The sequence below is a fragment of the Streptomyces sp. NPDC101227 genome (assembly GCF_044767545.1).
In the GTDB taxonomy this organism is placed as follows: Bacteria; Actinomycetota; Actinomycetes; order Streptomycetales; family Streptomycetaceae; genus Streptomyces.
This window is the reverse complement of the sequence record NZ_JBIWOD010000005.1, coordinates 188,062-201,309: the sequence shown is the minus strand read 5'-3', so window position 1 is coordinate 201,309 and position 13,248 is coordinate 188,062. Positions and strand designations below refer to the sequence as shown.

At 73.0% G+C, this 13,248-nt stretch carries 10 protein-coding genes and 1 tRNA gene; 2 read left to right on the top strand and 9 right to left on the bottom strand.

The features are described 5' to 3' along the window. Position 1: 1 nt before the first annotated feature. From ACIRPT_RS13305 to ACIRPT_RS13285, 5 genes are all read right to left on the bottom strand, one after another. Positions 2-1,561, bottom strand: a complete 1,560-nt coding sequence (locus tag ACIRPT_RS13305; RefSeq protein ID WP_403826338.1) for an MFS transporter — start codon at positions 1,559-1,561, stop codon at positions 2-4. Positions 1,562-1,738: 177 nt separating this feature from the next. After that, positions 1,739-3,892 carry an ArnT family glycosyltransferase gene (locus tag ACIRPT_RS13300; RefSeq protein ID WP_403826335.1) on the bottom strand — a complete coding sequence of 718 codons (2,154 nt, stop codon included), beginning with the start codon at positions 3,890-3,892 and terminating at the stop codon, positions 1,739-1,741. Continuing rightward, complete coding sequence (locus tag ACIRPT_RS13295; RefSeq protein ID WP_403826332.1) at positions 3,889-5,271, bottom strand: glycosyltransferase; 1,383 nt, start codon at positions 5,269-5,271, stop codon at positions 3,889-3,891. Before ACIRPT_RS13295 ends, ACIRPT_RS13300 begins: the two co-directional genes overlap by 4 nt. 26 nt (positions 5,272-5,297) lie before the next feature. After that, positions 5,298-6,929 (bottom strand): sensor histidine kinase, encoded by a 1,632-nt coding sequence (locus tag ACIRPT_RS13290; protein WP_403826329.1) that lies wholly within the window; start codon positions 6,927-6,929, stop codon positions 5,298-5,300. Between the two features lie 5 nt (positions 6,930-6,934). Beyond that, positions 6,935-7,708 carry a response regulator transcription factor gene (locus ACIRPT_RS13285; protein WP_403827071.1) on the bottom strand — a complete coding sequence of 258 codons (774 nt, stop codon included), beginning with the start codon at positions 7,706-7,708 and terminating at the stop codon, positions 6,935-6,937. Positions 7,709-8,065: 357 nt separating this feature from the next. Here ACIRPT_RS13285 and ACIRPT_RS13280 point away from each other — a divergent pair, with 357 nt between their 5' ends. Further along, on the top strand, positions 8,066-8,602 hold the full coding sequence (locus tag ACIRPT_RS13280) for an NADPH-dependent FMN reductase (protein ID WP_403499459.1): 537 nt from the start codon (positions 8,066-8,068) through the stop codon (positions 8,600-8,602). Between the two features lie 15 nt (positions 8,603-8,617). Here ACIRPT_RS13280 and ACIRPT_RS13275 read toward each other — a convergent pair whose 3' ends face one another. The 3 genes from ACIRPT_RS13275 to ACIRPT_RS13265 form a co-directional block, all read right to left on the bottom strand. Continuing rightward, the gene (locus tag ACIRPT_RS13275; protein ID WP_403826326.1) at positions 8,618-9,520 is read right to left on the bottom strand and encodes an amidohydrolase family protein; all 903 of its coding nucleotides are present in this window, start codon (positions 9,518-9,520) and stop codon (positions 8,618-8,620) included. 109 nt (positions 9,521-9,629) lie between these two features. Further along, positions 9,630-10,472 carry a DUF2797 domain-containing protein gene (locus ACIRPT_RS13270; RefSeq protein ID WP_403826323.1) on the bottom strand — a complete coding sequence of 281 codons (843 nt, stop codon included), beginning with the start codon at positions 10,470-10,472 and terminating at the stop codon, positions 9,630-9,632. A gap of 208 nt (positions 10,473-10,680) precedes the next feature. Beyond that, positions 10,681-11,727 (bottom strand): GlxA family transcriptional regulator, encoded by a 1,047-nt coding sequence (locus ACIRPT_RS13265; RefSeq protein ID WP_403826320.1) that lies wholly within the window; start codon positions 11,725-11,727, stop codon positions 10,681-10,683. Between the two features lie 44 nt (positions 11,728-11,771). Between ACIRPT_RS13265 and ACIRPT_RS13260 the strand changes: the two genes are divergently transcribed. Further along, positions 11,772-12,563, top strand: a complete 792-nt coding sequence (locus tag ACIRPT_RS13260; protein ID WP_403826317.1) for an NAD(P)H-dependent oxidoreductase — start codon at positions 11,772-11,774, stop codon at positions 12,561-12,563. 84 nt (positions 12,564-12,647) lie between these two features. On the opposite strand, the gene ACIRPT_RS13255 is transcribed toward ACIRPT_RS13260, so the two are convergent. Continuing rightward, positions 12,648-12,721, bottom strand: a tRNA-Met gene (locus ACIRPT_RS13255). Positions 12,722-13,248: the final 527 nt, after the last annotated feature.

The window sequence follows — 13,248 nt, the reverse complement described above, 5'->3', positions numbered from 1 at the left end:
GCTATTCCGCCCCAGCGGTGGACGGCTCCGGCACGGACGCCCCGTCGGCCTCCTGGCCAGTGCGTTCCGCGCGGCGCAGCAGCAGCGCGGCGACGAGTCCGCCGAGGAACACCGCGGCGGCGCCGAACAGCTGGCTGGTGCCGATGCCGGTGGCGAAGGCGTCCTGGACGGCGGTCCGTTCGGCGTCCGTACGGGTCCGGGCGAGCGCCGCGGGCAGCGAGCCGGCGCCCGCGGCGACGACCGGCAGGAGCGCCGCGAAGCGGGAGCTGAGGACCGCGCCGAGGACGGCGACGCCGAGGCCCTGGCCGAACTCCATCAGCGTGCCGTTGACGCCGGCGCCGACACCGGCCTTGGCGGGCGGGATGGCGGACATGACGGCGTTGGCCATGGCGGGCATGGCGAGCGCGACGCCGACGCCCATCACGATCAGGCCGGTCAGCATGCCGCCGTAGCTGTGGCCGCCGAGGAGCGAGATGGCGGCGAGACCGGCCGCGAGCAGCGTCATCCCCGAGACGATCATTCCGGGGGTGCCGAGCCGGGGCATCAGCCGGGCGCCCAGGCCGGTGAAGTTGATCAGGATGACGGTGACCGCGAGCGGCGCCATCCGCAGTCCGGCCTCCAACGGCTCGTAGCCGAGGACCAGTTGGAGGTGCTGGGTGAGCAGGAAGATGGAGCCGCCCATGCCGAAGGCGACGAGGATGCCGCCGGAGACGGCGCCGATGAAGCGGCGGTCGCGGAAGAAGTGCATGTCCAGCATCGGGTGCGGGACGTGCAGCTCCCACAGGGCGAAGGCGGCCAGGCCGGTGATGCCGACGGCGGCGGAGACCAGGACCTCGGCCGAGAGCCAGCCGGACACCGGGCCGGTGATGATCGCGTACACGACGCCGACCATGCCGATCATGGACAGCAGCGCGCCGAGGATGTCGGGCCGGTCGCCGACGCGGTTCTTGGACTCGGGGACGAGGGCGAGCACGGCCGCGAGGGAGACCAGCGCGACGGGGAGGTTGACCAGGAAGAGCGCGCCCCACCAGAAGTGGTCGAGGAGCGCGCCGCCGATCAGCGGGCCGGCGGCGAAGCCGAGGGAGTTGACCGAGCCCCAGATGCCGATGGCCTTGGGGCGCTCCTCGTCGTCGAAGATCTGCATGACGACGGCGAGGGTGGTGGTCATCAGCAGCGCACCGCCGACGCCCATACCGGCGCGGGCGGCGATCAGCTGGCCCGGCGACTGGGCGAGGGCCGCGCCGAGCGAGGCGAGCCCGAACAGCGCCAGGCCGATGGCGAGCATCTTCTTGCGGCCGTAGCGGTCGGCGGAGTTGCCGGCGGCGAGCAGCAGGCCGGACTGGACGAGCGAATAGGCGCTGATCGTCCACTGGACGTCGGCGGTGGTCGCGCCCAGTTCCTTGGTGAGCGAGGGGATGGCGACGTTCAGGACGGTGTTGTCGAGGACGACCGTGAGCTGGGCGAGGCAGATGACCCCGAGTATCAGCCAGCGGGCGGCGTTGCGGCCGGGTGGCTGGAGGGCGGTGGCGGCGGAGGTGGCGTTGGAGGCCACGGAGGGCATGGGGGCTCCCTGTACGGTGCGGGCGGGGACGAGATCTACACCGTACAACGTTCTTATACGCCGTACATTTTATTTTCCGGCCGAGCTCGACTCCTCCCAGCGGAGGGCGGCCCGGCGGACGCGCGGAAGGCCGGTATCCCGGGGGAGATACCGGCCTTCCGCGGTGCGGGCGGCCCCTCAGCGCCTCTGGGTCAGGTCGTAGAAGGTGGCGCTGCCGACGGTGACCTTCTTGAAGGTCTTCTCGACCCAGGAGGTGATCTTCGACGAGCCTCCCTTGCCGCCGCCGGGGCCGCCGCGGCCGCCGAAGCCGCCCCTTCCGCCGCCGATGAAGTAGTGGATCTTCCCGTCCGCGACGTACTGCTTGAACTGGGCCAGGGTCGGCGACGGGTCGCTGCCGTTGAAGCCGCCGATGGCCATCACCGGCTTCTGGGTGGCGAGTTGGTAGCTCGCGGCGTTCTGGGAGCCGGTGGCCGCGGCGGCCCAGGTGTAGTCGTCCGCGTGCCGCACGAGCAGCGCCTTGGCCTCGGCGCTCACCTTGGCGCCGTCGAGCAGGCCGCCCATGCCGCCCCCGCCGCCCATCCGGCCGCCCTTCCGGCCGCCGGTCCAGGCACCCATCCGGCCGGTTCCGGCATTGCCGGGGCCGGGGAAGGCCCGCCGGCCGCCCTGGGCCTGCCGGCCGGGGGCCTGGCCCTGCGGTCCGGCCTGGGGTCCGGCCTGGGGCCCGCCTTGTGGCCCGCCCGGGGCGTTGCCGCCGCGCCACAGGCCGGCCTCACGCATCCCGCCCGGGAACCGGCCGCCCGGCCCGCCGAAGGAGCCCCGGACCTGGGGCCCGGCCGTGATGATCGAGCCGCCCTTGGCGGTGTCGACCGTGTCGAGGACGTACGCGAACGGGCCGGCCAGCGCGGTCACCACGGCGAGCCCGGCCGCGAGCGCGGCGAGGCGCGCCGGAAGGGACGTACGCGGGGACATGGCTGCCGTCGCCGCTCGGTTCCGTACCGCCGGCAGCAGACCCACCGCCGCCAGCAACCCCAGCACCAGCACCGTCCAGCGCAGCCACGGCAGCCAGCTCGACGAGCGGTCGAGCAGGACGTACGACCACACGGCGGTCACCGCCGTCGTTCCGGCGAGGACGAGGGAGGCGAGCGTCCCGCCGCGCCGCCACAGCAGCACGGCCCCCATGCCGACCAGCGCCGCGATATAGGGCGCCAGCGCGATGTTGTAGTACTGGTGGAAGATGCCGGACATAAAGCTGAAGGTCGCGAAGGTCATCAGCAGCGCGCCGCCCCAGAGCAGGAACTCCGCCCGCTGACCGGCCGGTTCGGCGGCCACCGCGCGCCGCGCCCGCCACAGCACGCACACGGCCGCGACCAGCAGGATCAGCGCGGCGGGCAGCAGCCAGGCGATCTGGCCGCCCATGTCGGACGCGAAGAGGCGGGTGATGCCGGTCTCGCCCCAGCCGCCGCCACCGCCACGGCCGCCGCCCCCGCCGACGCTGCCGGTCTCATTGCCGCTGATCCGCCCGAAGCCGTTGTAGCCGAAGGTCAGCTCCAGGAAGCTGTTGTGCTGCGACCCGCCGATGTACGGCCGCGAGGACGCCGGCCACAGCTCGACCAGCGCCACCCACCAGCCGCCGGAAACCACCATCGCCAGCCCGCCGAGCAGCAGCTGCCCGAACCGGCGGCGCAGTGCGACCGGCGCACAGCACGCATAGACCGCGGCCAGCGCCGGCAGGATCAGCCACGCCTGGAGCGTCTTGGTGAGGAACCCCAGCCCGAAGCACAGCCCGGCCAGCACCAGCCACTTCGTCCGGCCGTCCGCCAGGCCGCGCAGCACCGCCGCGATCGCGCACACCATCAGCAGGCACAGCAGCGCATCGGGATTGTTGAAGCGGAACATCAGCGCCGCGACCGGCGTCAGCGCCAGCACCCCGCCCGCCAGCAGCCCGGCCGCCGCGCCGAACCTCCGCCGTACGGCCCCGTACAGCACGCCGACCGTCGCGACGCCCATCAGCGCCTCGGGCACCAGGATCGCCCAGGAACTGAGCCCGAAGAGCCGTACGGACAGCGCCATCGGCCACAGGGCGGCCGGGGGCTTGTCGACGGTGATGGAGTTGGCCGCGTCGGAGGAGCCGAAGAAGAAGGCCTTCCAGCTCTCGCCGCCGGCCTGTACGGCGGCCGAGTAGAACTGGTTGGCGTAGCCGTTGGCGCTCAGGTTCCACAGGTAGAGCACGGCGGTGGCCAGCAGGAGCGCGAGCAGGGCGGGGCGCGCCCAGCGGGGGTCCTGCGGCCGGTCGGCCGGGGCCTCCGGGTCGGCGGGCTGGTGCGGGGTCATCGAGCGCTCCTGGTCAGGTCGTCACGGTCGTTCTGGTGGTTCGGGCGGCTCTGGTGGTTCGGGTGGCTCGGGTAGCTCTGGTGGTTCGGTGCGGTCCGGTGGGACTCGAGGGAATCGGTGCCCCGCTCCCTCTCCCGCTCCGGGAACACCCAGGCCCGGAAGAGCAGGAACCGCAGCACGGTCGCCGCGAGGTTGGCGGCCACCAGGACGGCGAGTTCGGTGCCGTGCGAGGGATTGCCGGTGGCGGTGTCGAGGGCGGCGAGGGAGCCGCTGGTCAGGGCCAGCCCGATGGCGAAGACGACGAGCCCCTGGGCCTGGTGGCGGACCGCCCGGTCGCGTCCCCGTACGCCGAAGGTGAGCCGCCGGTTGGCGGCCGTATTACCGAGGGCGGACACCAACAGGGCCGCGGCGTTGGCGAGTTGGGGGCCGACGCCGAGCCGGAAGAGGGAGTAGAGGCCCAGATAGAGCAGGGTGCTGAGCGCACCGACCACACAGAAGCCGACCAGCTGACGGGCCAGTCCGCCCGGCACTCCGTTCAGCTCGCGGTCGCGGGGATCGTCGCCGAACGGCCGCGCGAGCCGGTCCAGCGGCAGCCGTCCGGTGGCCAGCGCCCGCCCCACCCGCCACACACCCTTGAGGTCGTCGGTGGCCGTCCGTACGAGGTGCACGGTGCTGTTGGGGTCGTCGACCCAGTCCACCGGCACCTCATGGATCCGCAGCCCGGCCCGCTCCGCGAGCACCAGCAACTCGGTGTCGAAGAACCAGCCGGTGTCCTCCACCATCGGCAGCAGCCGCTCGGCGACATCGCCCCGCACGGCCTTGAACCCGCACTGCGCATCGGAGAAACGCGCGGCCAGCGAGCCGCGCAGGATGAGGTTGTAGGTGCGCGAGATGAACTCCCGCTTCGGCCCCCGCACGACCCGCGCGCTGCGGCTGAGCCGCGAGCCGATCGCGAGGTCGGAGTGGCCGGATATCAGCGGCGCGACCAGCGGCAACAGGGCGTTGAGGTCCGTGGACAGATCGACGTCCATATAGGCCAGCACCGGCGCCTCGGACAGCGCCCACACGGTGCGCAGCGCCCGCCCGCGCCCCTTCTGTTCCAGCCGTACCGCGGTGACCTCTTCGAGCGCGTCGTCGAGCCGGGCGGCGACTTCGGGGGTGCGGTCGGTGCTCGCGTTGTCGGCGATGGTGATCCGGAAGCCGTACGGGAAGGTGCGGGCGAGATGCTCGCGCAGCCGCCGTACGCAGGGCTCGAGGTCGGTCTCCTCGTTGTAGACGGGGATCACGACGTCGAGGACGATCTCGGTCTGGCCGAGACGCAGATGCTCGCGGGGCGGCAGGGCGCCCAGCGGGGTGCCGGTCGGCTGTGTCGTCGTCATGGCGACGACACTCGCCAACCGGGCTGTCACGGTGGTGTGGTGAGGCTGTGGCCGGGCTGTGAGTCGGGAGCCGGCGGTCGTCGGTGGTGCTTCTCCAGGGAAGCCGGCGGGGCCTCGGGACGCGCCGCCGGGAGGCCGACCGTGAACACCGTCCGGCCGGGCACGCTCTCGACGGCGACCGTGCCGCCGTGCGCGCCGACCACCGCCTGCACGATGGCCAGCCCCAGCCCCGTGCTCCCGGCGGCCCGCGACCGCGAGGCGTCCCCGCGGGCGAACCGTTCGAAGACCCGCGGGAGCAGCTCGGGCGGGATGCCCGGCCCGTCGTCCCGCACCTCCAGGAGGACGGATGACGCCCCGGTGACGGGCCTGCCGTCGCTACCGCCGGGCGCCCGCTCCGCGCGGCCGCGCACCCGGGCGGTCACCGTCGTCCCCTCGGGGGTGTGCGTTCGGGCGTTGGCCAGCAGATTGACCAGGATCTGGTGCAGCCGGTCGGCGTCGCCGTGCACCAGCACCGGGTCGTCGGGCAGCTCCAGCCGCCAGTGGTGAGCGGGCCCGGCCGCCTGCGCATCGCTGACCACGTCCACCACGAGCGCCGAGAGATCGGTGCTCTCGTACGCGAGCGGGCGTCCGGAATCGAGCCGGGCCAGCAGCAGCAGATCCTCCACCAGCCCCGTCATCCGCTCCGCCTCGGATTCGATCCGCCCCAGGGCATGCCGCGTCTCCGGCCCCGGCCGCTCCCGGCCGCGCCGGGTCAGCTCCGCATAGCCCCGTATCGACGCCAGCGGCGTACGCAGCTCATGGCTGGCATCGGCGACGAACCGGCGGACCCGCATCTCGCTCTCCTGCCGCGCCGACAGCGCCGAACCGACGTGCCCCAGCATCCGGTTGAGCGCCGCACCGACCTGCCCCACCTCCGTACGGGCGTCCGCCTCGGCCGCCGGCACCCGCACATGCAGCGCCACCTCGCCCTGGTGGAGGGGGAGTTCGGACACGCGGGTGGCGGTGGCCGCGATCCGGCGCAGCGGCCGCAGCGCGACCCCGACCATCACGGCGCCCGCGATCCCGGCCGCGGCCAGCCCGGCGACCGTCACCCACGCCTCGACGCGGATGAGCCTGGTGACCGTGTTGTCGACCTGGCGGAGCGGCAGCCCCAGCACGATCGTGCCGTCCCGGGACGACTGCACCCGATAGTCGCCCAGGTCCGGCAGGTCGGCGGTGTGCGGCCGCCCGTCCCGCGGTACGCGGGCCAGCACCGCCGCCTGCGCGCCGCTCAGGCCGTCCAGCCGCTCCGACGGCAGCCGGCTCGTGGACTTGTTGCTCCGCGCCGCCTTCTCGATCGCCCCGTCGGGCCCGAACCGCATGCCCACCGCCGGTGGCCCCGATCCGAGCGGCTGCCCGCTCAGCGCCACGAAATCGAGGTTCGGGCCGGCCTCCGGGCCGCGCGGATGCGGCGCCTGGGCGCGCACCAGCCCCTCACCGACCTGGCCGTCCAACTGGCCCTGCAGATACGACTGGAGGGCGATGGAGGTGACCGTCCCGATGACGGCCGCGACGACGGCGATCAGCGCGACCGCCGAAACCACGAGCCGGGTCCGCAGCGTCCACCTGCGCCGCGGCGCGGGCGGTGAACCCGGCCACGCCGCGGACTCGCGCGTCATCCGCGCTACCCGGCCGGCTTGATCAGATACCCCGCGCCACGCCGGGTGTGGATCATCGGCTCCCGCCCGGCGTCGATCTTCCGCCGCAGATAGGAGATATACAGCTCGACGACGTTCGCCTGGCCGCCGAAGTCATAGCTCCACACCCGGTCCAGGATCTGTGTCTTGCTCAGCACCCGCCGGGGATTGCGCATCAGGTAGCGCAGCAGCTCGAACTCGGTGGCGGTCAGATGGATCTCGTCCGCGCCCCGCCACACCTCATGGCTGTCCTCGTCCAGCACCAGATCGCCGACCGTGAGCCGCGACGCGCTGCGCGCGGCCGCCGCCCCGGCCCGCCGCAGCAGCCCGCGCAGCCGGGCGACCACCTCCTCCAGGCTGAACGGCTTGGTGACGTAGTCGTCGCCGCCCGCCGTCAGCCCGGCGATACGGTCCTCGACGGCATCCTTGGCGGTCAGGAACAGCACCGGCACATCCGGCAACTCCCGCCGCAGCCGCCCCAGCACGGTCAGCCCGTCCATGTCCGGCAGCATCACATCGAGCAGCACCGCATCCGGCCGCCAGCTCCGCGCGCACCGCAGCGCACCTGCCCCGTCCCCCTCGGCACGGATGTCCCAGCCCTCGTACCGCAGCGCCAGCGACAGCAGATCGGCGAGCGACGACTCGTCGTCGACCACCAGCACCCGCACCGGGCTTCCGTCGGCACGCAACAGTTCGGGCTGCTTGGCGGGCCCACGCCCCGCATTGCCGGCGGCGGAAGCGGAGGGGCGCGCGGACCCCATGGGCGCGGAGGCCGCCGCTGAGGACGGCGAAGTCACGGTCATAGGGCGAAGGCTGACCCGCGCCCGTGAAAGCTCCCTTGGGGATTTCTGTGAATTTCCTGAGAACCGGCCCGAGAACCGGCGTGAGGACCTCCCTGAGAACCGACGCCAGGTGTGCGCGACCGGCCTGGGCCGCCCCCCGCGCGGTCCAGCCCGATCACCACTTCCTCAGCATCCCACCGCCCACTGACAATCGCCCTGACCAGCGGAGACACCCCCGTACGCCCCGTGAAGCGGCCGACCAGACCACCCCCTCCCGCAGCACCCCACCCCCGCCCCCCTTGCCTTACCGCCGACGTCAGGCCGTAGCGTCCCCGCATGCGACTCCTGGCCCTCTCCGGCAGCCTCCGCGCCCGTTCCACCAATGGCGCGGTCCTGCGCTCCGCCCTCGACCTCCACGACGGCCCCGCCACCACGGCGGACATCGGCGCCCTGCCGCACTTCAACCCGGACCTCGACGGCGAGGACGCCACACCGCCGCCCGCCGTCGCCGCCCTCCGTACCGCCGCCGCGGCCGCGGAGGCGATCCTCGTCGTCAGCCCCGAGTACGCGCACGGCGTGCCCGGCGTGCTCAAGAACGCCCTCGACTGGCTGGTCAGCAGCGGCGAATGCGTCGGCAAGCCGATCGCCGTGATCACCGCCTCGCCCTTCCCCGCCGGCGGCGACCACGCCAACGCCCAACTCCGCGAGACCCTGCGGATGATGAGCGGCGAGGTCATCGCGGCCGCCTGCCTCGAAATCCCCGCCATCGGCCCGAAGACCGACCCCACGACGGAACGCGTCACGGACGAGGCGACCCTGGCGGACCTGCGCACCGCCCTCTCCCACCTGACCGCCGCCCCCCGGCCGGCCTGATCCGCAAGAAGGGCGTCACAGCCCGAACAACCGCGCCCCGTTCCCGTAACAGACCCGCCGCAGCCAGTCGTCCCCCAACTCCAGTCGCTCCAGCACCTCCAGGGCATGCAGGTACCCGTAGGGAATGTTCGGGAAGTCGCTGCCGAAGAGCACCCGGTCGCCGAGGTCCCGGAGCCGCGCCCGCTCCGCCCGCGGAAACGGCGCGGACCGCTCGGCGAAGTCCGTGAACGCCATCGTCGTATCGAGATGCACGCCCCGGTAGCGCTCCGCCAGATCCAGGAACTCCGTGTACTCCGGCATCCCCAAGTGGGCGATGATCAGCCGTAGTCGGGGATGCCTGGCGAGCACGCGCGCGATGGGATCCGGCCCGGTGTGCTTGCCCGGCGCCGGTCCCGACCCGCAGTGGATGACGACCGGCGTACCGGCCTCCGCGAGGGCGCCCCACACCGCATCGAGCGCCTCATCGGCCGGGTCGTACCCGCCCACCTGCACATGCGCCTTGAAGACCCGTACGCCACCGGCGAGTTCGCCCCCTACGTAATCCGCCACCCCGTCCTCCGGGAAGAACGTCGCGGTCCGCAGACAGTCCGGCGTACGGGCCGCGAATTCCGCCGCCCAGCCGTTCAGCCACCGTGCCATCCCGGGCTTGTGCGGATAGATCATCGACGTGAACGCCCGGACCCCGAACCCCCGCAGCACCGCCAGCCGCTGATCCTCCTCGTACCGGTACGCGATCGGCCACGCCCGCCCCAGCAGCGGCCCGGCGGCGTCGAAGTACGCCCAGACCTTCGCCATCACCCGCTCGGGCATGAAGTGCGTATGGACATCGACCAGCCCCGGCAGCCCCAGCCGCCGCCAGAACTCACCGACCCGCGCATCCCCGTCCACCTCGCTCACCTCACCCACCCCATCCGCCACGCCCGGCCCTCCTCCCGCTCGTTCCCACGCCCGCGCCCACTCACCCGGAGCTACTTACCTGCGCCCCACACAGATCCCGCCGCCCCAGACCTACCAGAGCTCTCCCCTCTCAGAACAGCCCCTCCTGCCCCTCCTCGTCACGGGCACGGCCGCCCGCAAGCCCCCGCACCGGCGCCGTCGTCACCGTCCCCGACGCCGCCCCCAGCACCCACCCCGACAGGACCCGCAGATCCAGCACCGCGATCCCCGCACCGCCCCCCGGCTCCTCCGAAGCCCCCAGCCGCAGCCGCAGATACACATCCGCCCCCACCCCGGCCACCACCTCCCCGACGATCTCCGCCCCCGCCGCCATCGCGCCCAGCTCCGCGACCTCCGACGGGATACGGTCCAGCCCGAACTGCTCCGTATAGTCACGGCACTCGAACCCGACCGGCTCCAGCGCCTCCGGCCAGTCCGCCAACTCCCGTGCCGCACCGTGGAGTCGGGCGAGCTCGGCGATCCGGTCCCGCACCGGCGGCAACGCCCCCCGCGCCGCCCGCTTCGCCGCCTTCCCGAAGCGGTCCGGCACCGCCAGCGCGCTTCCCAGCAGCGCCTCCGCCCGCCGCGCCGCCATCAGCGGCCCGCGCCCCAGCCACGCATACGCCACCGCCCCCTGCTCCACCAGCCGCACGGGCCCCCGCTCGGCGGCCGTGATCCCCACCTTGAGCAGCCCGGGACCGAAGTACGCCAGATAGACGCCGTACGGGCGCGGATCATCGGCCATGGTGTCGGCCGCCACCGACCGCGACCGGTCCAGCTGGGCACAGCTCGCGCACTGGCTCCTCGCGCCCGCGCCATCGAGCACGGCCGCATACGGACACACCGTCCACCGGCCGCCCCGCCGCACCCCCAGACACCGCCGCTCGCCCCGCGCCGCGAACGCCAGCACCTTCCCGGCGGGCAGCGGGCTCACCCTCCCCCGGACTCCGTCCGGCGGCACCCCCCGCTCGCCCCGCCCGGCGTCATACCGCCACCCGAGCCCCTGCTCGTACCGCCGCCCCGCGGCGCCCCCCGCCGCCCCGCGCGACCAGCACGGTCCCGTACATCGCCACACACCGTCAGCGTACGACGGGGGTACGACAACGCCCCCGCCGAACGGCGCCCCCACACCCCCCGCACCCTCAGGCCGTACGCAGCTCCGGCCCCCGGAACGTGCTCCGATAGGCCCTCGGCGACACCCCCAACGCCGACTGCAGATGCTGCCGCAGCGACGCCGCCGTCCCGAACCCCGCCTCCGCGGCGATCCGGTCCACCGTCAGGTCGGTCTCCTCCAGCAACTGCCGCGCCCGCTCGATCCGTTGCTGCGTCAGCCACTGCACCGGCGACATCCCGACCTCCTCCCGGAACCGCCGGGTGAACGTCCGTACGCTCATCGCCTCCCGCGCCGCCAGCTCCCGCAGGCTCAGCGGCCGGTCCAGATGCGCCAGCGCCCACGCCCGCGCCACCCCCGTGGACGACACCTGGGGCTCCGGCACCGGCCGCCGGATGTACTGCGCCTGCCCGCCCTCCCGGTGCGGCGGCACGACGGTCCGCCGGGCCACGTCATTGGCCACCGCCGCCCCGTGATCGCACCGCACCATGTGCAGACACAGATCGACCCCCGAGGCGACCCCGGCCGCGGTCAGCACATCCCCCTCATCCGTGTACAGCACATCCGCGTCCAGCTCGACCGCCGGAAACATCTGCCGGAAGTCCTCCACCGACCGCCAGTGAGTGGTCGCCCGCCGCCCGTCCAGCAACCCCGCCGCGGCCAGCACGAACGCCCCCGTACAGATCGACGCGATCCGCGTCCCCGGCCGGATCCGCCCCAGCGCCTCCGCCATCGCCGGACTCAGCAGCCCCAGGCTCCGCTCCGTCCCCGGGTCGTAATCCACCCCCGAAGCCGGCACGACCACCGTGTCCGCCTCCTCCAACGCCTCCACTCCATGCGCCACATTCACCGTGAAGTCCGTATCCGTACGCACCTCCCCCGGCTCCAGCGCACAGGTCACCAGCTCGTACAGCGGCTCCCCGGCCGCCGACCTGGCCTCCCCGAAGATCCGGTGCACGATCCCCACCTCGATCGGCAGCATCCCGTCCCGCACCAGCACCACCACCCGATGCCGGGCCGGCTCCCCGCTCCCCACGCCTCTCTCACCCATGGCCCGATCCTTGCACACTATGACCATCCGGCCACTCGTTCGCCGCCCCGCCGCCCCGGACAGTGGACCGCATGAAGGTCCTCTGGCTGTTCGCCCACCCCGACCAGCGCTCCCTGAGCGGCGCCCTCAAGACCGAGGGCCTGCGCACCCTCGACGCCCACGGCCACCGGCACCGCGTCTCCGACCTCTACGCCATGGGCTGGAACCCGCTGGTCAACCCCGCCGACTACGCCCACGACCCGGCCGACCGCCTCCTCATCGGCGACGCCTCGGAACGCGCCTACGCGCACGGCCACTTGTCCCCCGACATCCGCGCCGAACAGCAGAAACTCACCTGGGCCGACACGCTCGTCATCCAGTTCCCCCTCTGGTGGTACGGCATGCCCGCCATCCTCAAGGGCTGGTTCGACCGCGTCTTCGTCAAGGGCTTCGCCTTCGGCATCACCGACCCCGCCACCGGCCGCCCACAGCGCTACGGCGACGGCAAGCTGGCCGGCAAGCGCGCCCTGGTCATCGTCACCGCCGGGGCGCGCGCCGCCACCCTCGGCCCGCGCGGCGTCAACGGCGAGCTCAACGACCTCCTCTTCCCCCTCCAGCACGGCACCCTCTGGTACACCGGCATCTCCGTCGTCCCGCCCCTCCTGATCCCCGGCGCCGACCGCACCACCGCAGAGGCCTACGAAACCGCCACCACCCGCCTACGCGACCGCCTCCTCACCCTCCCCACCACCACCCCGCTCCCCTTCCGCCACCAAAACACCGGCGACTACGACGACGACCTCCTCCTCCACCCCCACCTGACCCCACCCCACCCCGGCCCCACCGCCCACTACACCGCCCCGCCCCCACCGGCCCACCCCTGAACCGCACCCGCCACCCGCCACCCCGGAACGCAAAAAAGCCGCAGGCCCAGCGGATTCAAAGATCCACTGGGCCTGCGGCATCAGTAGCGGGGACAGGATTTGAACCTGCGACCTCTGGGTTATGAGCCCAGCGAGCTACCGAGCTGCTCCACCCCGCGTCGGTTGCCCTAACAGTACGCGACTCCCCCACCAACACCTAATCGTTTCTGCCACCCCAGCCGGAACCCCCCACCGACCCACTGACGGCCGGCCCGAAAGCCCTGCCCACAGCGCGATGCGGCCGGTACGCGCGCCATCCGTGGACGTACACCGCCGGGCAGCTGCTGAACGCGCCCGCGCGACCCTCCGTGGCGGCAGGCAACCCTGCCCCCAACGGGCAAGGCCGACTTCGACCTTGCCCACGACCCGATCGAGGCCACCGGCTCGACCCCACCGTCACCGGCAAGAACTGACCCTCAAGAACGCCGACATCCGCACCACATCCACCACCCGTCAAACCACCAACAGAACGGCCGAACGGCGGAACGACAGAACGCACAACAAAGCCCCCGCCGGATCACCGGCGGGGGCTTTGTCATGCTGTGCGCTCGGCAGGATTCGAACCTGCAACCTTCTGATCCGTAGGCGGGTGCCGCATCCCTAAACGCCTCAGGGAGCCGTCGCCCCTCAGGGCACCAAACAAGGC

Bases quoted from the DNA above. Each gene is read 5' to 3' on its own strand.
- ACIRPT_RS13305 (WP_403826338.1), bottom strand. From the start codon at position 1,561: ATGCCCTCCGTGGCCTCCAACGCCACCTCCGCCGCCACCGCCCTCCAG.
- ACIRPT_RS13300 (WP_403826335.1), bottom strand. From the start codon at position 3,892: ATGACCCCGCACCAGCCCGCCGACCCGGAGGCCCCGGCCGACCGGCCG.
- ACIRPT_RS13295 (WP_403826332.1), bottom strand. From the start codon at position 5,271: ATGACGACGACACAGCCGACCGGCACCCCGCTGGGCGCCCTGCCGCCC.
- ACIRPT_RS13290 (WP_403826329.1), bottom strand. From the start codon at position 6,929: ATGACGCGCGAGTCCGCGGCGTGGCCGGGTTCACCGCCCGCGCCGCGG.
- ACIRPT_RS13285 (WP_403827071.1), bottom strand. From the start codon at position 7,708: ATGGGGTCCGCGCGCCCCTCCGCTTCCGCCGCCGGCAATGCGGGGCGT.
- ACIRPT_RS13280 (WP_403499459.1), top strand. From the start codon at position 8,066: ATGCGACTCCTGGCCCTCTCCGGCAGCCTCCGCGCCCGTTCCACCAAT.
- ACIRPT_RS13265 (WP_403826320.1), bottom strand. From the start codon at position 11,727: ATGGTCATAGTGTGCAAGGATCGGGCCATGGGTGAGAGAGGCGTGGGG.
- ACIRPT_RS13260 (WP_403826317.1), top strand. From the start codon at position 11,772: ATGAAGGTCCTCTGGCTGTTCGCCCACCCCGACCAGCGCTCCCTGAGC.